Origin of the sequence: Bacillus sp. PDNC022 (assembly GCF_016919285.1) — a bacterium.
In the GTDB taxonomy this organism is placed as follows: domain Bacteria; phylum Bacillota; class Bacilli; order Bacillales; family Bacillaceae; genus Bacillus; species Bacillus safensis.
On record NZ_CP070345.1, the window covers coordinates 1,610,460 to 1,631,235 of the forward strand.

Annotated in this window: 24 protein-coding genes and 1 pseudogene; 11 read left to right on the plus strand and 14 right to left on the minus strand. The window is 38.5% G+C overall.

What is annotated here, in order from left to right:
* Positions 1–103: 103 nt before the first annotated feature.
* The 6 genes from JVX94_RS08400 to JVX94_RS08425 all read left to right on the plus strand — a co-directional run bounded on the left by JVX94_RS08400 (position 104) and on the right by JVX94_RS08425 (position 3,692).
* Complete coding sequence (locus JVX94_RS08400; RefSeq protein WP_144485049.1) at positions 104–562, plus strand: ASCH domain-containing protein; 459 nt, start codon at positions 104–106, stop codon at positions 560–562.
* 206 nt (positions 563–768) lie between these two features.
* Positions 769–1,386 (plus strand): DUF47 domain-containing protein, encoded by a 618-nt coding sequence (locus JVX94_RS08405; RefSeq protein WP_024426775.1) that lies wholly within the window; start codon positions 769–771, stop codon positions 1,384–1,386.
* 15 nt (positions 1,387–1,401) lie between these two features.
* Entirely contained in the window at positions 1,402–2,400 is a 999-nt protein-coding gene (locus tag JVX94_RS08410) for an inorganic phosphate transporter (protein WP_017359158.1), read from the plus strand.
* 146 nt (positions 2,401–2,546) lie between these two features.
* A complete protein-coding gene (locus JVX94_RS08415) occupies positions 2,547–3,317 on the plus strand; it encodes a type II toxin-antitoxin system SpoIISA family toxin (protein ID WP_024424960.1) in 771 nt (256 codons plus the stop codon).
* On the plus strand, positions 3,292–3,462 hold the full coding sequence (locus tag JVX94_RS08420; protein WP_008358858.1) for a type II toxin-antitoxin system SpoIISB family antitoxin: 171 nt from the start codon (positions 3,292–3,294) through the stop codon (positions 3,460–3,462). The genes JVX94_RS08415 and JVX94_RS08420 overlap by 26 nt, the downstream gene beginning before the upstream one ends.
* A gap of 98 nt (positions 3,463–3,560) precedes the next feature.
* Positions 3,561–3,692, plus strand: a complete 132-nt coding sequence (locus tag JVX94_RS08425; RefSeq protein WP_141211629.1) for a type II toxin-antitoxin system SpoIISB family antitoxin — start codon at positions 3,561–3,563, stop codon at positions 3,690–3,692.
* Here JVX94_RS08425 and JVX94_RS08430 read toward each other — a convergent pair.
* A complete protein-coding gene (locus JVX94_RS08430; RefSeq protein WP_205185231.1) occupies positions 3,681–4,580 on the minus strand; it encodes an N-acetylmuramoyl-L-alanine amidase in 900 nt (299 codons plus the stop codon). The two genes, JVX94_RS08425 and JVX94_RS08430, sit on opposite strands and share 12 nt — an antisense overlap.
* 310 nt (positions 4,581–4,890) lie before the next feature.
* Here JVX94_RS08430 and JVX94_RS08435 point away from each other — a divergent pair, with 310 nt between their 5' ends.
* A complete protein-coding gene (locus JVX94_RS08435; protein WP_205185233.1) occupies positions 4,891–5,439 on the plus strand; it encodes an ImmA/IrrE family metallo-endopeptidase in 549 nt (182 codons plus the stop codon).
* Between the two features lie 2 nt (positions 5,440–5,441).
* On the opposite strand, the gene JVX94_RS08440 is transcribed toward JVX94_RS08435, so the two are convergent.
* Positions 5,442–6,065, minus strand: coding sequence for a poly-gamma-glutamate hydrolase family protein (locus JVX94_RS08440; RefSeq protein ID WP_144485045.1), 624 nt, complete (start codon positions 6,063–6,065; stop codon positions 5,442–5,444).
* A gap of 242 nt (positions 6,066–6,307) precedes the next feature.
* On the opposite strand from JVX94_RS08440, the gene JVX94_RS08445 reads away from it, so the two are divergent.
* On the plus strand, positions 6,308–6,679 hold the full coding sequence (locus tag JVX94_RS08445) for a DUF5412 domain-containing protein (RefSeq protein ID WP_197197764.1): 372 nt from the start codon (positions 6,308–6,310) through the stop codon (positions 6,677–6,679).
* Between the two features lie 33 nt (positions 6,680–6,712).
* On the opposite strand, the gene JVX94_RS08450 is transcribed toward JVX94_RS08445, so the two are convergent.
* Positions 6,713–7,537 carry a methyl-accepting chemotaxis protein gene (locus tag JVX94_RS08450; RefSeq protein ID WP_205185235.1) on the minus strand — a complete coding sequence of 275 codons (825 nt, stop codon included), beginning with the start codon at positions 7,535–7,537 and terminating at the stop codon, positions 6,713–6,715.
* 221 nt (positions 7,538–7,758) lie between these two features.
* Here JVX94_RS08450 and JVX94_RS08455 point away from each other — a divergent pair, with 221 nt between their 5' ends.
* Complete coding sequence (locus JVX94_RS08455; RefSeq protein WP_205185237.1) at positions 7,759–9,231, plus strand: NAD(P)/FAD-dependent oxidoreductase; 1,473 nt, start codon at positions 7,759–7,761, stop codon at positions 9,229–9,231.
* 32 nt (positions 9,232–9,263) lie between these two features.
* On the opposite strand, the gene hag (JVX94_RS08460) is transcribed toward JVX94_RS08455, so the two are convergent.
* The 4 genes from hag (JVX94_RS08460) to JVX94_RS08475 form a co-directional block, all read right to left on the minus strand.
* On the minus strand, positions 9,264–10,085 hold the full coding sequence (hag, locus tag JVX94_RS08460; protein ID WP_205185248.1) for a flagellin Hag: 822 nt from the start codon (positions 10,083–10,085) through the stop codon (positions 9,264–9,266).
* Positions 10,086–10,371: 286 nt separating this feature from the next.
* Positions 10,372–11,268 carry a flagellin Hag gene (gene hag, locus JVX94_RS08465; protein ID WP_205185251.1) on the minus strand — a complete coding sequence of 299 codons (897 nt, stop codon included), beginning with the start codon at positions 11,266–11,268 and terminating at the stop codon, positions 10,372–10,374.
* Positions 11,269–11,499: 231 nt separating this feature from the next.
* The gene (locus JVX94_RS08470) at positions 11,500–13,050 is read right to left on the minus strand and encodes a Kelch repeat-containing protein (protein ID WP_205185253.1); all 1,551 of its coding nucleotides are present in this window, start codon (positions 13,048–13,050) and stop codon (positions 11,500–11,502) included.
* 386 nt (positions 13,051–13,436) lie between these two features.
* Complete coding sequence (locus JVX94_RS08475; RefSeq protein ID WP_205185256.1) at positions 13,437–14,051, minus strand: TetR/AcrR family transcriptional regulator; 615 nt, start codon at positions 14,049–14,051, stop codon at positions 13,437–13,439.
* A 209-nt stretch (positions 14,052–14,260) separates the two neighbouring features.
* Here JVX94_RS08475 and JVX94_RS08480 point away from each other — a divergent pair, with 209 nt between their 5' ends.
* Positions 14,261–15,373 carry an NAD(P)-dependent alcohol dehydrogenase gene (locus JVX94_RS08480; RefSeq protein WP_048238578.1) on the plus strand — a complete coding sequence of 371 codons (1,113 nt, stop codon included), beginning with the start codon at positions 14,261–14,263 and terminating at the stop codon, positions 15,371–15,373.
* Between the two features lie 69 nt (positions 15,374–15,442).
* Here the strand turns inward: JVX94_RS08480 and alr are convergent, their stop codons facing one another.
* Positions 15,443–16,624: an alanine racemase gene (gene alr, locus JVX94_RS08485; protein ID WP_205185258.1), complete on the minus strand. Its 1,182-nt coding sequence runs from the start codon at positions 16,622–16,624 to the stop codon at positions 15,443–15,445.
* Between the two features lie 172 nt (positions 16,625–16,796).
* Positions 16,797–17,408: a hypothetical protein gene (locus JVX94_RS08490; protein ID WP_144485448.1), complete on the minus strand. Its 612-nt coding sequence runs from the start codon at positions 17,406–17,408 to the stop codon at positions 16,797–16,799.
* A 143-nt stretch (positions 17,409–17,551) separates the two neighbouring features.
* On the opposite strand from JVX94_RS08490, the gene JVX94_RS08495 reads away from it, so the two are divergent.
* Positions 17,552–17,908: a YunG family protein gene (locus tag JVX94_RS08495; protein WP_205185260.1), complete on the plus strand. Its 357-nt coding sequence runs from the start codon at positions 17,552–17,554 to the stop codon at positions 17,906–17,908.
* 46 nt (positions 17,909–17,954) lie between these two features.
* Here the strand turns inward: JVX94_RS08495 and JVX94_RS08500 are convergent, their stop codons facing one another.
* The 5 genes and pseudogenes from JVX94_RS08500 to JVX94_RS08520 form a co-directional block, all read right to left on the minus strand.
* Positions 17,955–18,404 (minus strand): GyrI-like domain-containing protein, encoded by a 450-nt coding sequence (locus JVX94_RS08500; RefSeq protein WP_205185263.1) that lies wholly within the window; start codon positions 18,402–18,404, stop codon positions 17,955–17,957.
* 226 nt (positions 18,405–18,630) lie between these two features.
* Complete coding sequence (locus JVX94_RS08505) at positions 18,631–18,864, minus strand: hypothetical protein (RefSeq protein ID WP_197198400.1); 234 nt, start codon at positions 18,862–18,864, stop codon at positions 18,631–18,633.
* Between the two features lie 97 nt (positions 18,865–18,961).
* Positions 18,962–19,099, minus strand: a complete 138-nt coding sequence (locus JVX94_RS08510) for an aspartate phosphatase (RefSeq protein WP_095408252.1) — start codon at positions 19,097–19,099, stop codon at positions 18,962–18,964.
* Positions 19,089–20,218: pseudogene (locus JVX94_RS08515) on the minus strand (response regulator aspartate phosphatase). Before JVX94_RS08515 ends, JVX94_RS08510 begins: the two are co-directional and overlap by 11 nt.
* 130 nt (positions 20,219–20,348) lie before the next feature.
* Positions 20,349–20,768 carry a GNAT family N-acetyltransferase gene (locus JVX94_RS08520; RefSeq protein ID WP_205185264.1) on the minus strand — a complete coding sequence of 140 codons (420 nt, stop codon included), beginning with the start codon at positions 20,766–20,768 and terminating at the stop codon, positions 20,349–20,351.
* Between the last annotated feature and the right edge of the window lie 8 nt (positions 20,769–20,776).

Genomic DNA, 20,776 nt, shown 5'->3' on the forward strand with positions numbered 1-20,776 from the left:
TTTTCAAAACATATGGCATATCCAATCATTAGGAATAAAGACACAGTATTTCCAATGATTCGGCTTCAAGGTATAATCAATACAACAAAGAGGGGGAAAAACGGTGAACAATAAAAGCAGATTATTTTGGGAAGACTATTGGAAAGAGAAATCAGAAAAAGCACCTGCTGACGCGTTTGTTTCGGCGTGGGCATTCGGCTCAGATCCTGATCATTTGCTTGATCTTGTAAAGCAAGGAAAAAAAACAGCCACTTGTTCTGGACACCTGTTTTATGAAAAGGAACAGGAGCCGCTTCCACAACCTGGACAATATGCGGTCATTTTGGACAGCCAGGAAGAGCCAAAAGCCATCATTGAAATCACACAAGTAGATGTCATGCCTATGAATGAAGTCCCCGAATCATTTGCACAAGCAGAAGGTGAAGGCGATTTATCTTATGACTATTGGTATAGAGAACATAAAGAATTTTTCACAGAAGCACTCCAATCATACGGATTAGATTACAAAGAGGATATGCTTCTTGTTTGTGAAAGGTTTAAGCTGATTCATTCGGCTTCTTAGCCTATAAGCGGTGCCAAAAATGGCCCGCTTTTTTTGCTGCTTTTCCCCTTTTCGAAAAAGGTGTGTTGAGATCACATCTTTAGGTCAGAATAAGATCAAATAGAAAAAGTGAAGAAATTTTCGACTACACCTGTTTTTTTTCGACAAAAGAATATATAATTATTTGATGTGTGCATTGTCTCATTTATACAATGGAGGGTTTTTACATGTTAAAAAGGAAAAAAGACAAGTTTTCCGTCTTGTTAACGGAGATTGCTAAAAATTTAGATGAAACTGCTGAGTATTTTGTTAGCTATAAAGTAACAAATCAAACCACTCTGAAAGAATTTTCTGACACATTGAAGGAATATGAGACAAAAGGTGATAATCATGTTCATACCATGATTAAAGAGCTGAACAAAGCCTTTATTACACCGATTGAACGTGAAGACATTCTTCAATTGACGAATAGCCTCGATGATGTTTTAGATGGAATTGAGCATTTTTCAGCAACATTAGAAATTTACTCAATCACAAGCTCTGACGAACATATCGACAAATTCAGCCACTACATCAGAGAGTGTGCGAAAGAAATTTTAATCACAATTGATTTACTAGCTGAAAATCGCTTGAAAGATATTCATCCGCACGCAATCAAGATCAAAGAGATTGAACATAATTGTGACAATCTTCATCGTAAATCATTAAAGAACTTGTTTGGAAAAGAAACAGATCCAATTAAAGTGATTCAATACAAAGAAATTTACGAAACACTTGAAGAAATCGCTGATTCCTGTCAAAGTGTTGCCAACAATCTAGAAACAATCATTATGAAGAATGCGTAACGGGGTTAGTTAAACATGGACACATTACTCATCCTTACCATACTTATTGTCATTTGTGCACTTGCTTTTGATTTCATTAACGGGTTCCACGATACAGCAAATGCCATTGCGACTTCAGTTTCAACGAAGGCATTAAAGCCTAGACATGCGATTATCATGGCAGCGTTCATGAACTTCTTAGGAGCAATGACATTTACAGGTGTGGCAAAATCCATTACAAAAGATATCGCAGATCCATTTACACTTCAAAACGGCTCTGTTGTGATCTTGGCTGCTTTAATTGCCGCCATCACATGGAACTTGCTTACTTGGTATTACGGGATTCCGAGTAGTTCTTCACATGCACTAATCGGATCAATTGCAGGAGCTGTTATTGCCTCTGCCGGTTTTGGCGCTTTAAACTATTCGGGATTCATTAAAATCATTCAAGCACTTTTGCTTTCACCTATCCTAGCTTTCGTATTGGGATATATCGTGTATACCATTATCAAAATTATATTTAGAAACAACAATCTCGCAAAAACAAATAAACAATTCCGACGTGTTCAAATTTTAACGGCTGCACTGCAATCGTATACCCATGGAACAAACGATGCGCAAAAAGCAATGGGTATTATTACGATGGCTTTAATTGCAGGTAATTTGCATACAACAGACGACATTCCTTTCTGGGTACAATTCTCTTGTGCGCTTGCAATGGGACTAGGGACTTCTATTGGCGGCTGGAAGATTATCAAAACAGTCGGCGGTAAAATTATGAAAATTCGTCCAGTAAACGGAGTATCTGCTGACTTAACCGGTGCAGCTATTATCTTCGGTGCGACGTTTATTCACTTACCTGTTAGTACCACTCACGTTATCTCATCTTCTATTCTAGGTGTAGGTTCTGCACACAGAGTCAAAGGGGTAAACTGGGGTACGGCAAAACGTATGCTTGTCACCTGGGTCATCACATTACCGATTTCAGGAACTCTAGGAGCTCTTATATACTTCGTGTTAAATGCGATTCTCTAATTTTAAAGACCTGTCTGACAGGTCTTTTTTTATTTGTCTGCACACCCAAACCCCTTTTACCTGCAGGACATTTTTTCATGAAGCAGGTTTTCCAATCATATCCATAGAAATAAACAAGTATTCATCTGTCTATGGGAGAGAAGAACATGCTATTATTTTTTCAATTGACCGTATGGTTATTGCTAGGTGCTCTTGCTGTGTATGTATTTGCAGTATGGCGCTTTGAACAAAAAGTAAAAGAAAAGATGTTTGCCATTCGTAAAACGTGGTATTGGATTTATGTAGCAGGTGCTGTTGTGTACTGGACAAATGACCCTTCTTCGATTTTCACCGATTGGATGCACTACTTGATCATTGCCGTTTTTTTCGCATTAACCGATGCTTTCATCTTTCTCAGCTCCTATATAAAGAAACTCGGAAATCATGAGCTGGAAACCGACACCCATCAACTCCTTGAACAAAATAACGATTTGCTTCATTCCTACCTCAATAAACTAAAAACGTACCAATACCTATTGAAAAATGAACCGATCCATGTATATTATGGAAGTGTAGAGGCATATATAGAGGGAATTGAGCGGCTGATTTATTCTTTTGCCGACAAGATGAATATTCAAGCGGTGCTTTGTCCATACGATATGCAGGAACAAAAAGACGACCTGCTTCGGACACTTGACCAGCGGGCTCTTATTCAGGCGAAGCTTGACAGGCAGGAAGTATATTACGATGATTTCGGTCATTTGGTGCTCATCCCATTTTCTGTAGCAGATGCTCACTTTGTCATTAAGCTTACCTCCGATGAGATTGTCACGGAGTTCGACTATTTATTAATGACATCACTTACAACAATTTATGACCTAATCTTGCCTGACGAAGAGGAAGGTGATGAAGATGGACCACGCACTTCAAGGGGATAACAACAATCGCAAGAAAAACCCTTTTAAGATTTTAAAGAAAAAACGCCATATCAGTATGGCCGATTATAAGGTAAGCCCCCATACTGAGCGAATTTTTAAAAAGAATGAACAGCTTCTGGATGAGTATAAAAACAAAAAGGCTTGATTACACTAAAGGACGCGGAACGAAATCCGCGTCCTGATTCCATTTTTACATAGACTTGCATACAATACACCATACGCTGCAACAATTGAGGTGCCAAAATGAAAAAGAAAATCAAACAACTGAGATATGTTCAGTTTGCCGAATATCAGCCTTCCCCATATACTCAGCGATTAATTGAAAAAAGTGAAACAGCCATTCAATCATACAAACAGAAACACTCACTGATTTAACAGTTTAAGCAGCTTTTCCTTCGTTTTAGGGCCGTATACCCCATCACTTGTCAGGCCGTTCACCAGCTGAAAGCGTGCTACGGCATTTGCCGTTTTTTCCCCGTAAACGCCATCGATGCCTTTATCTGCAGCCGATTTATCAGGATAAAAATAAACAGCAGCAAGCGCTTTTTGGACGAGGCGTACGTGCTCTCCCTTCGTTAAAGGCGAAGTCACCTTTAAAATCCCATCTGGCAGCTCATACATCATTTTTCCATCATTTCGATAAATTTTGAGAACCTGTCCAATTTGAATCTTGTTCGGGTCGCTAATGTTATTCCACTTCTGTAGATCTTGTACTGTGACGTCATGAGCTTTAGCAATACTCGTTAACGTATCCCCGCTTTTGACGACATACGTGATGACTGTCTCCGGTTCTCCTGCCGTTTCAATTCCTTTTTTAAATTCATCCCATGTAGCGAGAAGCAGGCGAGGACATGCTTTTCCAGACCAATGCTGATGTGTGACCACATTCGCTAGTGGAATGTTATGTTCCTTTAACAGCTTTTGGATGAGCCATTGCGCATGTTTGACCGCTTGCTGGAAATTCCCATCTTCATTTTCACAAATTTCAATGCCGATCGACTTTCGGTTACCATTTCCATGTCCGTCCCCTGCATGCCAGCCATTTTCATTTAACGGCAGATGCTGAAAGATTTCATGATCATCCACTGTAAAGTGCCAGCTTTCCGCTGTCGTTGGGCGTTTCACATATGCTGCATGACTTTTCGCATCCGCCCCCTTTGACGTGTTTGCTGTGTTATGCACCGTGACATACATCGGTGTCATGGTGTATCCTGGGCGGTTTCCGTTTCCAACTGGAATAAAATCTTGATAAATTTCTACCATGTTTTGCACTCCCTTTTGCTAGATTGAATTGATCTTTCTCATCAATTGGTGGCGTTCGTAAGACAACATGAGTTTGTTTTAGTGAGAAGACTATGGTAAAATTTGAATTCAACCCACTCTTTTTAGTAGTGGAAAACGCAAAAATGAAGAAAAAAACAGGAATTAATTCCATTTTTCCTTGATTTTATGTTAAAATTGTTAAAAATAATCCGATATTAAAAGTAAGCAATAGCTTCATTAGCTATTTAGTCCTATATGGACTTTTCTTTTACGCCAAAAATAGAACATACGTTTGCTTGGAGGTTTTTAAATGACTGGTTTTTTAACCCATTTAGAAGAAGAGATTAAGCGGTTATATGCCAAATTACAAATAAGCGGTCCTGCTTATAGAGACATGCAAAGGATCGCTTCTGAATTTCATGTATGGGTACACTATGAGGATACTGGCAGCATGATGATCAAGCATCAAGGTCTTTACAGTATTATATTAAACAGATCTTTATCTTCAGAGGAACAATGGCAGGATTTTGCTCACGAGCTCTGTCATGTGCTGAAGCATGCAGGTAATCATTTCAAGATGCACAAACTCTTTCGAGAACTGCAAGAGTTTCAGGCAAAACAATTCATGTATCACTTTTGTGTACCGACCTTTATGCTGATGCAAATGAAGCTTCCAAGCCTTCGGCAGCAAGCCATTTTGCACATTGCGCAAACATTTCATGTCACCTGGGCTTTCGCTGAAAAGCGGCTTGCCTTATTCGAACAGAGGAAAGCAGGCATTCGCTTCCAACAAGAGTTTACCTCTTATTTAATGAAATCCGAAAAGGTCGCGGAAAAAGAAGCTGTTTATCAAACGTGAGGTTATTCATAAAGGTTTAATAATTGCTTGAGTACATTTGTGTACCGATAAAATTGCTCATTTTGTGTTTCACGTCGATAGCGCCGTCTGAAATCTTGAAAGAATGCTCTTCTTTGCGCCTGACTGATTTCAAGTTGTACACTTTTTCCGGTCAGACATTGATTATTAATATTGTCTGGATGTGTTCCAGAATAACGATCAGATTCAGATAGCAGCACTGCGGGAAATCCATTAAGCGTTAAACGTTTCACTGTTTCTGCCGCTTTTTCTCTGTCTGTCCCGCCCACTAATGTTTGAAGCACCTCCGTTTCCCCGTAGCCATGGAGCGCAAACGTGTAATGATGGGTATGCACTTGAGAAAGGCAGACCGGCTCATCGAAACGTGTGCTTGTAATGTGAAGCACATGATTGCCTTTCACCTTAAGGCCTTCAAATAAATACATAGAATGATCACTTGCGATTTCATGAATAAGCTCACTCACGCCAGATTCAATTCCTCCAGCATGAGGGGACAAAACCAAAAGCTGGTCACCTTTCCGCTCGTGAAGAATTTGATAATCGATTCCTTTTCTTTCATGAGCGGAAAGCTCTTCATAACTTTGATACGTATCGATAATTTGCCTCATGTCATCTGCTCCATTTCTTTATATGAGCATAAGTCTACTGATCTCAAATTCTTTTGTAAAGGGATTTCGAAAGATCTATCGATATGAAACATCCTTAAATTTTCCTTATCTTTACGGCTATCTGTTGAATTTTGAGAAAAAATAACCGATAATTGAAATGAATAGAACTTTTGGACTATATGAATCTTTTTGCATTCTCTCTCATAAATTAGAAATATTGTGATCTATATCTGGAGGAATTCATGTTAAAGAAGAAAACCACCATCACCCTTGTCATCTTATGCCTTAGCTTCGCTGGCATCATTTACTGGAAGTGCTTTTCTCTTCAAGGCGTATCTCACGGAACCTTTATCCGTTCGATGACATCACCTGACGGAACATATATCATCAATACCTACCGTCATAGCGGAGGGAAACTAAAGGAGAACGCAGTTAGAGCAGAAATTGAAAACAAACTCACCCACCGAAAGAAAACGATTTACTGGAAATACCCTGATAAAGACCCCCTAATTAAATGGAAAAATGGACAGCTTGTTCAAATTGGGCATGAATTTTTAAATGTGGTAAAGGGAGAAACATACGATTATCGCTTTGATCGGAACAAGAGAAAATAGGCATCAAAAAACGAATCCTCTTGGATTCGTTTTTTACGTTGACATCACATGCTGCATGAATTCTTTCATTTCTTTACTTACGATCGTCAATCGTTCCACGATCTCGCTAAACTCTGTCACAAGTAAAGCTTGCTCTGCTGATGAACCTTTCATATGACCCATACTCTCAAGTAATGTATGTATATTAGAGGAAATCCCTTGCAGTGAGCTTTCGATGTTTTCTGTTGCACGTGAAGTTTCACTTGAAAGCTTTTGAACCTCACTTGCTACAACACTAAAACCAGCACCCTCTTTTCCTGCCCTGGCTGCTTCGATTGACGCATTCAATCCTAGCAAACTCGTCTGTTTCGAAATACCTTTAATCATTTTTGTAATATCGGATGTTTTTTTCGAGCTTTCAAGTGTTTGCTGCGTTTGTAAAGTCATTTCCTCACTTGTCGCAGAAAGCTCCTCTGAATGCGCCGCCACCACATGCACCTTTTCTTGAATACTTTGAATGATGTTATTTAATGACTCCATATACGCTTCAAGCTCTAATTGATTTTTAATCGGAAAACCTAAAGCGAGTGCACCAATAACCTGTTGATTTTCATCAAAAATTGGCAAACCCATTGCATTTAATGGTATTCCATAGACCGATTCAGGTACAAACGTACTTGATGTTTCACCTCTGAGCGCTTTTTTCATATTTAAATCATCTGGTTTAATGGGTTCTCCAGCACTAATTTGAAAATCAACATCTTTCGATGGCAAATACAGCAAGAATTTCTCTCGATCAATAACACCGATCGTCACTTCATTTTTTAAAATCTGCATCATATAAGGTGCTGCTGTCACAATACTCTGTAGTATATCCAATTTCTCTACCCCCTTATATAGTTTATCGGTCGTTCTTCTTAAATTAATAGTTACTTTTTAAAAATAATGATGATGATTGAAGAAATTCTTCATATTTATGAGTAAAAAGCAGGTCATTTCCTTTCTATATTCAACAAATCGCAAATTTGCTATAATTAACGAATCAACATATGATGAAATGGTCATGTAACCATTTTGTGTATTCATTGGAGGCGCATGTTGTGACACAACCCATGAAATATGAGCGGGCAATCGTCATTGGCGGAAGTATCACCGGAATGCTCGCTGCAAAAGTTTTATCAACGTTTTATGATCAAGTCTTAATTATTGAAAAGGATGAACTGCCAGACTCTCCTGAGAATCGTCTTGGCACTCCTCAAGCCTTTCATCCACATAGAATGCTGCCACTTGGCAAGCAAATTGTTGAACGTCTATTCCCTGGTTATACAAAAGAGTTACTGGCAATGGGCGGATTTAATACAAGGGATCAAACCTCTCGATTTATCACAAAAGATGGCGAGTTAACGCTCACTGATACAGAAGAAACTGCCGTCACAAGACGCGCGATGCTAGAGTGGGTGCTGATGCAAAGAATGGTAAAAGAGGACCATGTGCAGTTTTTAGAAAAACATGAAGCCATCTCGCTCCAGTTTAAAGAAGGAACAAATCAAGTCATGGGGCTCATCGTGAAGGACCGGCAAGTAAAGCCTGGAAGCATTCATGAAATAAAAGCAGACTTAGTAATTGATACGTCTGGAAGAATGTCCAAGTTGCCAAAATGGCTGAAAGACGCTGGACTCACCTTACCACAGACTGATGAGTTAGGTGTGTTTCTAGGATACAGCACAAGATACTATCAAATACCACCAGGTGCGCCGTACATGCAATCAATGGTCGTAGTTGGACAGCCTCATAAACAAATCCCAACAGGACTGTTTGAACGGGTAGATCATGATTTAGTCGCTGTTCTTCTTTCTGCAGCTGGCGGGTCGCATTATCCAACAACGGATGATGCTCAATTTGATTCAGAAACCGCTGCACTGACCCATCCCGCAATAGCAGAAGCCATCACCCATTTAACGCCCTTTACAAAACCAAAAGGATTTAGAGTCCCTTCTTGCGTAAAACATCACTATGAACAAATGCAGGATTGGCCAAGTGGATTATTGGTGATGGGTGATGCCTTGTGTACGTTAGATCCTATTCATGGTCAGGGCATGACAAAAGCTGCCATTGAAGCACAAACACTTGACCGTATGCTCAAACAAGCACAAAAAAATGAGCGGCTATCTTTTGAAAAGGACACATTACAACAAATGCAGCAAGCGAGTGAACTTGGATGGTGGCTTTGTGCCATTGCTGATATGGCGTGGGACGGCGTCGAGTTGAAAGGAGAAGCAACCATCCCCCACTTGACATTCGTACAGGAATTTTTAAATCGCTACGTACAATACGCCATTGTCACAAAACAGCCTGAATGTCTTGAGGCGTATCACCGGATGCATTCTTTCTTAACAGAACCGAGAGAAATCATCAACTTAGAACAGCTGCACGACATGATTCAAGCTGACACCTCAGGAGAAACCGCCGAATGGTGGAAGCAATGGGATCAAAAGAACGATGAAGGCAACCGAGCTTTTTTCCATGAAGCGGTTCCTGACTTTCGTCTAGAGCACTTGCTGTCATTAAATTGAATCAAAAAAAGCCCCTTTAAGGGGCTTTTTCATTAACGTAATAATTGAAGTACGTTTTGCGGCTGCTGGTTTGCTTGAGCTAACATTGCTTGAGATGCTTGAGAAAGAATGTTGTTCTTAGTGAACTCACTCATTTCTTTCGCCATGTCAACGTCACGAATACGAGACTCAGCAGCTGTTAAGTTTTCACCAGAAGCACCAAGGTTGTTGATTGTGTGCTCTAGACGGTTTTGGACTGCACCAAGAGCTGAACGCTGTTTAGATACAGCGCCGATCGCTTCATCAATTTTTGCTACTTCGGTGTCAAAGTTAAAGCCTTCTTCATTTACTTTAATATCTTTGACAGTCAATGTTTCAGCGTCCATTTTACCAATCTTTACATTGATATTTTGCTCAATGTTCGCTCCAATTTGAAATTGGAATCCATCCTCAACAGTACCATCCAACAGTTGCTTTCCGTTAAATGCTGTACGCTGAGAAATACCATCAATTTCCTCAACCAAAGCATCGAGTTCTTCTTGAATAGCTGTTAAATCTTCTGTTTGTTGAGTCCCAACGTTACCCGCTTGAACTGTCAACTCACGCATACGTTGAAGAATCGCATGAGTTTCAGTTAATGCACCTTCAGCAGTTTGAATAAGAGAAATACCATCTTGTGCGTTTTTAGATGCCATTTCTAATCCGCGGATTTGTCCACGCATTTTTTCAGAGATTGCAAGACCTGCTGCGTCATCTCCTGCACGGTTGATACGAAGTCCAGAAGAAAGCTTTTCCATGTTCTTTTGTCCTGCACCATTGTTGGCAGACAAACGGTTCAGTGTGTTAAGTGCTGCGATATTGTGGTTAATTCTCATGTTAAATGACCTCCGTGTGTTTGAACCAATTGGACGTCCATATCCAAAAGTTCTAAATTAGAATTTTTTTGTAAGCCTTACAATCCATTTATCGAACTTTACTGGAATATGTTTAACAAAAAAGGAATAAATAAGAATAAAGTCTCATTCACTATGATCGTTTCGCTAGAGTATGCCAAATTTAAAGGTCATTTTTCATGATTTATCAGAGGGATTTAAGAATCATAAGACTGGAGAAAACATGAAGAAAAAAGCATAAAAAAAAGCCCCATAAAGGGGCCTGTCATTAACGTAGTAATTGAAGTACGTTTTGTGGCTGTTGGTTCGCTTGTGCAAGCATCGCTTGAGAAGCTTGAGAAAGAATGTTGTTCTTAGTGAACTCACTCATTTCTTTCGCCATGTCAACGTCACGGATACGAGACTCAGCAGCTGTTAAGTTTTCACCAGAAGCACCAAGGTTGTTGATTGTGTGCTCTAGACGGTTTTGAACTGCACCAAGTTTAGAACGTTGAGATGATACTTGTGTAATTGCATCGTCAACAATTTTCAATTGTGCATCATAACCACCAGCTGCATCAGGTGCAGTATTAGCAAATTTAGTGACATCTAAAGATTTAACATTTAAAGTAGCATCTGTACCTAGTGCATCAGCACCCATCTTTTCAATATTGACTGAAATTTGTTGAGTTGCGTTTGCACCGATTTGGAATACTAAAGACTTATCAGTAGCAGTTGGGTTAGCAGGGTCTGCTGGTGCTTTAAAAGTACCATTTAACAATTTTTTACCATTAAATTCTGTACGATCAGAAATCCCATCAACCTCTTGAATTAATGCATCCATTTCATCTTTAATTGCAGATAGGTCCTCATCTTGTTGAGTACCAGTATTTCCAGCTTGTACCACTAGCTCACGTACACGTTGAAGGATTGAGTGAGTTTCAGTCAATGCACCTTCAGCTGTTTGGATAAGAGAGATGCCGTCTTGTGCGTTTTTAGAAGCCATTTCTAATCCGCGGATTTGTCCACGCATTTTTTCAGAGATTGCAAGACCTGCTGCGTCATCTCCTGCACGGTTGATTTTAAGACCAGAAGAAAGTTTCTCCATGTTCTTTTGGCTCGCACCGTTGTTTGCAGACAAACGGTTTAATGTGTTAAGTGCTGCGATATTGTGGTTGATTCTCATTTCCTATTACCTCCATGTATGTGGGACCTGACAGACGTCCTTGTCTGAAAAAAGTCCTTTATTCTAGGGCTTATCAACCCTGACAATTCTATTATCGGATGTGTTTATAGGATGTTTAGCAGATTTTAAAAAAAATACCGCATTTTTTTCATGACGTTGATCCTAATTTTAACAATTTTATCAAAATAAAAGCTGCTGATCTATTATCAGCAGCTTTACAATTTATGAATATTAGTATTGTTTGATATCAAACATTAAGATATTTTGGTACACGACGTAATCCTTCTTACTTGTGAAAGGACCTTTATTGTGTTCATCATTGATTTCATAAAAGTTCATCCCAATTCCAAAGCTTCTTTCTTTATACCAGTTAAGAAAATCGTTGATTTCTTTCATTGAAAGCAAATAATCCTTTTGAAGCCCATTTATCATCGTAATTGAAAGTATACCTTTTGTTGCTTCTTCACCAGGATTTGTCCCGTCCTGATCTTTTGGTTCTTCAGTTGAACCATCACCAGGATTTGTCCCGTCCTGATCTTTCGGTTCTTCGGTTGAACCATCACCAGGATTTGTCCCGTCCTGATCTTTCGGTTCTTCGGTTGAACCATCACCAGGATTTGTCCCGTCCTGATCTTTCGGTTCTTCGGTTGTGCCATCACCAGGATTTGTCCCGTCCTGATCTTTCGGTTCTTCGGTTGAACCATCACCAGGATTTGTCCCGTCCTGATCTTTCGGTTCTTCGGTTGTGCCATCATCTGGCTTGGTTTCACCTTCAGCAATTTGCAAATCTTTTAATGAAATAGAGATCACTGATTTGTAATCACTTTTAATCGATTTTGAATGATAATATTCTTTGAAATTCCTTCCACCTATGATATATATCGTACCATCAAGTGTTACAGCACTTGATCCCACTCTAGCTTCAGGCAATTTGCTTATACTTTTTTTCACAGAATTAGACTTAACATCATAATATTGTGTATAAGGTGAGATTATGCTAGACCTGTCATCGTCATACTGACCGCCAGCCATAAACAATTTCCCCTGATATGTTGTAAATGCAGCCCCTAGTTGATAAAACTTCAATTGTGATTTTGTTTGTACCCATTGATTTGTTTCAATGCTATATTCATATACTTGGGCATTTTTATGATTACTAACTGTTCTTTCCCCACCTGTGACATAAATTTTATTGTTAATAACTTCTGACATAGACATTCCCGTAAATTGCTGTGGAAACATTTTTAATTGTTGCCATTTATCCGTTTTTGTATCATAACTATAAAAATTATGTTCTTGATAAGGACTTTTATTCGTTGCAAGAATATAAATTTTATCGTTTTCTTCAGTCGCAATAATATCTCCATTTGTCACAGCAGAACTTGGTATTAAGATTGGTTTTTCCGACCATTTATCGGATTCTGCATCATAAATATCAATCGTATTTTCGCTCTCTCGGTATGCACCTCCAATGACGTATATTTTCTTACCTATAGCCACTGCCGTGCTATCTGTTCTTTTTCTAGGCATATCTGCTTTTGAGCTCCACTCATTTTTGTGAGGATCATACATGTAGGTATTTTTATTACTAGATGATTTTTCACTACTTCCCCCAAAAACAAAAATCTTCCCATCTACTACTGCGGAACTAGAATGAAGTCTCTCTTCCGGTAAGTCCGCTCGCGTCGTCCACCCATTTGTTTCAGCAGCATGAGCTTTTAACGGATGAATTGTTACCATCATAAAAATGGTCAAAAGTACTAAGAATAAACCTTTTTTCATCGTTTCTTTCCTCCATATTTAAATATCCCTCCTTTTATCGACATATTTGTAATAATATTTAAATTTTACGATTGTGCCCCATCATAAATTCAGAATGCACACATTCCTATTATTATCTTTCTACATATATCAAATTTATCTGTATTTTTCTCTCTGAACATATCTTTCGATGAACGCAAATGAAGACCTCTCCGGCTTACTACAAAAAGCTTAAATTCTTAATTCGATAAAGCACATGAATACCTCAAATGCAAAAATATAATTTTACATCTTCTTCAATGCAACTTTAAGGGCTTCATTCTCATTCAATAAATCAATTAATCAACATCAAAAATCATTCATTCAATCATCTAAATATGTTGTGTGATGAAGATATGTTCTAAGCATTACGTTTTAATAATCGGTTCATCGCCATTCAGCTCAATCATGAGTGAGGATTGATTATATAATAAATTGATAATGCGGCGTGCCATTTCAGAGGGGGACGCATTGTAGTCATTTCTAATCCATTCAATGATAAAACCAAAGATGCCGTATGAACGATATTGGATAAAATAACTGTCGTTGATTTCTGCATAATGATCACTTACAAACGACATTCTATTTTGGAAGATGTATTGTATTTTCTTAAGCAATTGTTCTTGTATTTGCGGGATGCGGTCTTCCATAACTAATAAATCATAATAGTCGCGATTTTCGACGATATATTGAAATACATAGGTGCCCTCTGGTTTCATGCGAGTTAAGTCTAACAGGGGATTTTCACGAGTCGGCTTACAAAATTCATATTCGAAATCTTCCATTTCTCGATAAATAAAATCTGCTGCTAGTTCATCTTTACTTTCATAATGCACATAAAACGTCGTCCGATTATAGTTTGCATTTTCCACAATATCCTTTACTTTTACGTGCGAATATCCTTTTTCTTTTACTAGTATTTTGAATGTTTGCCGAAGTGTTTCTTTTGTTCGCTCAACACGGCGATCCTCTTTTTTGATCATTGGCCCCTCCTTTAGACACTTTTTAAAAAATGTTGATTAGAGATACATAAATTCCTGTGTGTTGAAAACCTATACAAAAAAGTTTTTTTGCTGATTGAAACGAAAAATCTTTCGTCCTACAATCAACTTAGTCATAAAGAAATGAATTTTTTGTGACATTTGATCTAACTTTATTGAATATTATACTATACAAAGTGAGGGCACATGATATGGAAATTCAAGCGATGGTCACAACAAATGAAAAAGATTTCGAGAAACAAACGTTATTACTAGATGACCCAAAAGCAGATGAAGTGCTTGTCAAAATTGTTGCATCTGGCGTCTGTCATACTGATGCGACAGTATTAGATGGAACGCTTCCTGTCCCACGTCCTGCTGTATTAGGACATGAAGGCTCTGGCATTGTAGTCAAAGCAGGTTCTAATGTCACAACCGTTCAAGAAGGAGACCACGTTGTACTAGGCTTCGCTTATTGTGGTCATTGTCATAATTGTCTAGATGGGAACGCAGGTGGATGTGAGAACATGATGCCTTTGAATTTCTCTGGTCGTAATAAGCATAATGAAACGCCACTTCATACACATGATCACCAAGATGTATCGCAATTTTTTGGTCAATCGTCATTTGGTACATATGCCACGGTTGATGAGAAAAATGTGGTGAAAGTAGACAAAGAAACCGATTTACGTTATTTAGGCCCATTCGGATGTGGCTTAATGACCGGGAGCGGTACGGTCTTAAATTCACTTGCTCCAGCACCAGGTACAAGCTTTGTAGTGTTCGGTACAGGGGCTGTTGGTTTAAGTGGGTTAATGGCAGCAAAAATCGCTGGCTGTGATCCGATTATTGCCGTTGATATTCATGATAGCCGCCTTGAGTTAGCAAAAGAATTAGGTGCAACACATATCATCAACAGCAAGCATGAGAATCCAGCTGAAAAAATTAAGGAAATAACAGAAGGCAAAGGTGCACATTACTCATTTGAAACAACTGGTGTACCAGAAGTCACTCTAGCTGCCCTTCATTGCCTGCGTGTCAAAGGGACTTGTGCAACAGTAGCAGTAGGAAAGCGGGATTTAACATTTAATGTAACAAATGACCTAATGATCAATGCTCTCACGTTAAAAGGTGTGATAGAAGGGGATGCCGTTCCACAACTACTTATTCCTAAACTAGTGAAGTTCTTTAAAAATGGACAATTCCCAGTTGAGAAACTAGCAAAATTCTACGAATTAGAAGATATTGAACAAGCCTTTGAAGATTCTAAAAATGGATCTACGATTAAACCAATCCTTATTTTAGATAAAGAGTATCGTGCTTAAGTCGTGAAAGTTAGCCCCCTTGCCATGTAAAGGGGGCTAATCGAATTTTGCAGTCTGCTTAAATTGAGCTCACACATACATCACCGGTGTCGATATTTTAATAATCTTCCCGCCGCGACGGTAAAATCTTGGGACGCGGCGGCTTAAGGTGGCGATGACTTCGTAATTGATTGTATTGAGCATTTCAGCGATTTCGTCGACAGAAATTTCTCCGCCCTTTTGACGGCCGTAAATAACGACTTCCTCGCCTTGCTTTGCTTTCATTTCTCCTAAACTGATCATGGTCATATCCATTGTGACTCGGCCAGCAATCGGCATTCGTTTTCCGCGGAAAAGCATAAATCCTCGATTGGATAAGGCACGTGAGTACCCATCTGCGTAACCTATCGGTATGGTCGCAATAACTTCATCAGGCTTTGCTACATAGGTTGCTCCATAACTGACGGTTCTTGGCTTAGTCACCATTTCCTTCACGAACGCAATTCTTGCTTTTAAACTGAGAGCGGGCTCCAGCTTAACAGCGTCTAAACTCTCGATGTATTGCGAGGGGTACAGTCCATATAGCCCGATGCCGAGCCGAATCATATCTGCGCTAAATTCAGGAAATGCGATGGCAGCCGCTGTATTGTTCATATGTACTGTCGGTAGTGTAATGCCTTGTTTTTTTAAGAAACGAAGAAAATCAATAAAAATGCTGTGCTGCAGCAGTGTGAAATCAGGGTCAGGCTCATCCGCAGTCGAGAAATGCGTAAATATTCCATCCCACCTCAGGTTTTCACTCTCTTCAAGCGCCTCCACCACTGCTAACAACTCTTCCTTTGTCCGGACACCTAATCGTCCCATTCCCGTATCGACATTGACATGAATCCCTAGGCGATGCTGACTTTCTTCTTCCGCTAAGATCTCATTTGCTTGAACAATCCAGTCTTCTCGAAGGCCGGAGAGATCAATTCTCCAAGCTGCAGCCCTTTTCACACAGTCGAGCGGAGTAAATCCAAGGACCAGAATCGGTGCTTCAATTTTTGCTCTCCGCAATACAATGCCTTCTTCTAAGCTGGCAACTGCAAGCTCTGTCGCACCGCTTTCTAATGCCTGCCGCGCAACCTCCACTGAACCGTGTCCATAAGCATTCGCCTTCACGACAGCCATGATCTTGCTTTTCCTTGGAATATGCGCTTGAATGGCTTCGATATTTCTTTTAATCGCGTCAAGATTGACCTCGATCCAGACTTCCCTGCAAAGCTTTTGCATTTATGTTTCCTCCAGTCATTTCGATATCAATGTTCGTTTTCGTGTCTAGTCTATCTTTATTCATTTTTGAAGAAAACATTCAACCGCAATGACTGAACCAGCTTTGTCTTGATTGACATAAAAAAAGAAACCACCTCAAATGTTGATTTCTTCTTTATGAACAGTCATTTCATTAATCCGCAGATTTCATCATTGAATCAATTTCATGATAAATTTCTTCCAGATTTTCTCGTTCAGTCAAATATTCGGCGTCACTCTTACGAACTGGCACATCAAATTTCAGGAAGGTGATCGTGATCGTTGATGATTCCTGATCATTCATAGTTAATCTTAATTCAAGTGTCGAGATCTCTTCATTATTATCACTCTCAGTAGATTGTTCAATAGGTACACCATCTTCTAACATGTCAACTTGTTTTAACTCTTTCAAGGAAAGCTCAGTGACTTCAAACCTGAATTTTCGAGATGAGCCGCCAGGTTGATGTGTAATAAAGCGCATTACCTTTCGCTCATCATCAATCGCAAAACCTTTATCAACATTTTGTGAAAAGATGTATGTTGATGCCTGAAAACCGTCTTCTTGAAAAAGCATCATCATTTTATCTAATAATATGTTTGGATCATTCTTTTCTTTTTGTCTTTGTAGTCTACCAGCTATGAATAAAATGACCATTCCCCCGATGATGCTGAGAGCCGTTCCCAACCCATTCCCTACATCTACGAAAACAGTAAAGCCTAAAATAGCAACAATATAAGCGATTACAATACCTATGATGAATACCACACCAAGCTCCTCCTGTCATGAATTTTCATTGTTATATTGGTTTAGCCATAGTATAGCATCTAGATTTTGATTGAAAAAAAATCTACTATATACTAAACAGATACTACATTCATTTCACTTTTTAAATAGAAAGGATTTTTATGATGAACCTCTACACGACAGGCGAAATCATTGATGCTCTTTTTAAAGCATGGTCTTCTCAATCTAGCTCAAAATGGAGTAAAGACAACCCGGCAAACGGACAATGTGGCGTCACTTCTTTAGTCGTACATGATCTTCTAGGCGGAAAAATAAACAAAACTGCATTACCCAATGGATGGCACTTTTACAACGTAGTGAATGGAACAAGAATCGACTTTACTTCTTCACAATTCTCTGATGAAATCGTTTATATGGATGTACCTTCAAATCGAGAAGAAGCATTTCAAGATACGAATGAGGATCAGTATCGTTATTTAAAGGAGCGAGTCCTAGAATATTTACACATATCATATTCATGAAAACAGACCATAAGAGGTCTGTTTTCATTGAAGTTCAATAAAGTGTTTAAAAGATAGGCAGTAAGAACTCACACACTCCTTCTTCTTCTCTATATCGCTCTATAATAGGTACATGCCGAATGTTCAATTGATTGTTTTGGATCATTTGAGGCAATTGGCTCCAAAACAAATTCACTTTTTCAGTTGTATGTGTCACAGTAAACACAGCATACTTTCCTCCTTCAAAATGACCAGTCTGAACCATTTGATCATTTGAGAAATCTCTATTTGTCATAAGCATGAGGTCGTATCTGCATTTTTCTGATGGAATTTTTCCAGGATCATCTTTAGGAACACCATATATACCATATTCCTTTAATTCATCATTTAAATGATGTTGTTTGATCCATTTCTTAAATCTCTTCATCATCTCAAAGTTCTCTTTGCTGCCATATGATCCGATATTTCTCATATACACCATTTTCATATTCATTAATATTTCAATTTTATAATTCATGATTTCCCTCCAATTTTTATTGGAAGACTGGCCAATCATTCCTTACAATCAACGGTAACATCCTTTAAAATATAATGCAGTAGGATATTAAAAATAATGTAATGTATGATGGAAAATACATATGTAGGACTTGCGATCTAGCTCATACATGAAGTAATCTCATTTTCTCTTTCATAAGATATCAAATTTTTCAAATAAAAAAGAATGGACTTTAGCCGCTCACTTGTTATTGATTTTCCTTTGAAGATTTAGCACCGAGAAAGACGCCAATCAAATAGCTGATTGTTCCAAAAAACAAACCATTTAACAAACTGATAAACAACATCTTACAAACCAGGCCAACATAGTAAGACGCTGGCGTCCCTGGGAACACAGCCATATTGAACAGGCTAATCATAAAGGTTAAAGCAAAAGATATAATGAAAATCCTTCGAAATAATGTTGATTTTAACATTCTCACTTTACTTCCTCCTCAATATCTTTTCTATGGAAAAAATATTCTTTATTCATAGCATATATTCCGTCTTAAAATAAAAAGCCCTTTAAGGGCTTTTTATTTAAGCAGTATAACCGATACTTGCAGTATGACCTCTCCTAGCTTCATCATGACTTGCTGTCACTTCAGATGTAAAATAACCAACAATACTGATGACACTGATCATCACAAATACGACTGATAACGTTTTAAATTTCATACTGACAGTCCCCCCGTTTCACTTGAGTTTGGAAATAAAGAATTTTCTCGTAAAAAAGCATCGCATTGTCTTTATCTCCCATTTCATTATAATATTTTGCAGCATCTTTGGCTAAATCTTCAAGATCAGGATACATTGACTTTATTTCTAGCAATTCCATTATCTTTTCCAACTGCTCAAAATTGTTTTCAACGTATAGTGATCTTAAAAATTTGAATATCAATAACAGCACATGATCTTTCAGCTTTTCAGATAGTTCTATGCCGTTATTTAAAGCATATATACCTAAATCCTGTTCTTTCTTTTTGAAGTAGGCTTTTGACAACATAATGAGCGGGTCTAATATTCTATTTAAATGTTCGTATCCCTGCTCTCTAAATGCTCGAATTGAGTCATTAAAATGAATAATTGCTTGGGCTATTTCATTGTGATGAAAATAACTCAACCCTAAATTATAGAGTGCTGATCCTTTTAATCGTTTCGTTGAGTTGTCGGCGGCTTTTTCTAGTGCGTGTTGAAAATGGGGTATTGCTTTTTCGGGGCAGCCCATATCTATATAGTTTAATCCGATCACAAAAGAACATTGTATTTCTCTTACAGTGTATGTATCTTTTTCTCGATAACATTCTATCGCCTGTGCGATATGGTGCATGGACATGTGGGTTTGTTTCATGTGGTAATAGATTTCAGCCATCTTGTAATTGAACTCGGCCCGTTCAATATCGTCACTGACAAGAGACAGCTTTTTTTCTGCCCGTTTATAGAAGGTAATCGCATTTAGGTATTCATAGTTTTCAAATTCATACATGCCGTAGAAAAAATTGAAGTAATACTCGAGTAATCCTGTTAATTTCTCTTGGTCCCTTTTGATCTTCATTGCGAGCTCCTTGAAGTTGGCCCGCTCTTTCCCATTTTCTAAAGGATTCAAGTAATCAAGCATTAATTTATGTCTGAACTCCATGAGTGAGAAATACAATAATAAATCTTGATTTTCTTCCATATGATCAAGCATTGATTTTCCTCTTTATTTGCTTCGGCGTCTGGTACGTTAAATCTTTGAATATGATAATACCATTCATTGATTTTCAAACCGACGTGAGAAGAAAGCACTTTCTCCATCAGCCCTTTCCCCCTTCCTCTATTTTCCCTATAATGACATATATTATCATTTTATGAACCATTCGACACCGAAAAGAAACCGCAAAAAAGCCCTATAAAGGGCCCCCTGAGTGATAAGATAAAAAGACTTCTATTCATAAATAAGCACCCAGTATTCCGCCCCAGGTTCTCCTTCTTCTACAACAGCCTTCCAGCCTCTTTTTTGATAAAAAGATAAAGCTTTGTGATTTTCGGAGACGCATTTGAGGGTGACCGGTGTTCCCAAAACTTTTATCGCTTGTTTGAGCAGCAGATCCCCTGCCCCTTGACCAGCAGCTTCTGGATGTACAAACAAGAGGTGAATAAAACGATCTGGTACATAGAGCGAGATGAATCCGAGGATTTTGTTGTTTTCCTCAGCTAAGAAAATTTGCTCTTCCTGCGTATCTTGATCAAAATCTTGCAGATTGAGTTCTTCTGGATTGAACCAGTGAAAGCTCTGGCGTCGGGATTCTAAATAGATTTGTCTTAATTCTGGATAATCTTCTATGCTTGCTTCTCTAATCAACATCGCAACAT

Coding starts and splice junctions, on each gene's coding strand:
- JVX94_RS08445 (WP_197197764.1), top strand. CDS start 6,308: ATGTTAAAGAAGAAAACCACCATCACCCTTGTCATCTTATGCCTTAGC.
- JVX94_RS08425 (WP_141211629.1), top strand. CDS start 3,561: ATGAAAAAGAAAATCAAACAACTGAGATATGTTCAGTTTGCCGAATAT.
- JVX94_RS08520 (WP_205185264.1), bottom strand. CDS start 20,768: ATGTTGATTAGAGAAGCAAGCATAGAAGATTATCCAGAATTAAGACAA.
- JVX94_RS08410 (WP_017359158.1), top strand. CDS start 1,402: ATGGACACATTACTCATCCTTACCATACTTATTGTCATTTGTGCACTT.
- JVX94_RS08495 (WP_205185260.1), top strand. CDS start 17,552: ATGAACCTCTACACGACAGGCGAAATCATTGATGCTCTTTTTAAAGCA.
- JVX94_RS08500 (WP_205185263.1), bottom strand. CDS start 18,404: ATGAATTATAAAATTGAAATATTAATGAATATGAAAATGGTGTATATG.
- JVX94_RS08430 (WP_205185231.1), bottom strand. CDS start 4,580: ATGGTAGAAATTTATCAAGATTTTATTCCAGTTGGAAACGGAAACCGC.
- hag (WP_205185248.1), bottom strand. CDS start 10,085: ATGAGAATTAACCACAATATCGCAGCACTTAACACACTGAACCGTTTG.
- JVX94_RS08440 (WP_144485045.1), bottom strand. CDS start 6,065: ATGAGGCAAATTATCGATACGTATCAAAGTTATGAAGAGCTTTCCGCT.
- JVX94_RS08475 (WP_205185256.1), bottom strand. CDS start 14,051: ATGATCAAAAAAGAGGATCGCCGTGTTGAGCGAACAAAAGAAACACTT.
- JVX94_RS08510 (WP_095408252.1), bottom strand. CDS start 19,099: ATGAAATTTAAAACGTTATCAGTCGTATTTGTGATGATCAGTGTCATC.
- hag (WP_205185251.1), bottom strand. CDS start 11,268: ATGAGAATCAACCACAATATCGCAGCACTTAACACATTAAACCGTTTG.
- alr (WP_205185258.1), bottom strand. CDS start 16,624: ATGCAAAAGCTTTGCAGGGAAGTCTGGATCGAGGTCAATCTTGACGCG.
- JVX94_RS08420 (WP_008358858.1), top strand. CDS start 3,292: ATGGACCACGCACTTCAAGGGGATAACAACAATCGCAAGAAAAACCCT.
- JVX94_RS08480 (WP_048238578.1), top strand. CDS start 14,261: ATGGAAATTCAAGCGATGGTCACAACAAATGAAAAAGATTTCGAGAAA.
- JVX94_RS08415 (WP_024424960.1), top strand. CDS start 2,547: ATGCTATTATTTTTTCAATTGACCGTATGGTTATTGCTAGGTGCTCTT.
- JVX94_RS08435 (WP_205185233.1), top strand. CDS start 4,891: ATGACTGGTTTTTTAACCCATTTAGAAGAAGAGATTAAGCGGTTATAT.
- JVX94_RS08405 (WP_024426775.1), top strand. CDS start 769: ATGTTAAAAAGGAAAAAAGACAAGTTTTCCGTCTTGTTAACGGAGATT.
- JVX94_RS08470 (WP_205185253.1), bottom strand. CDS start 13,050: ATGAAAAAAGGTTTATTCTTAGTACTTTTGACCATTTTTATGATGGTA.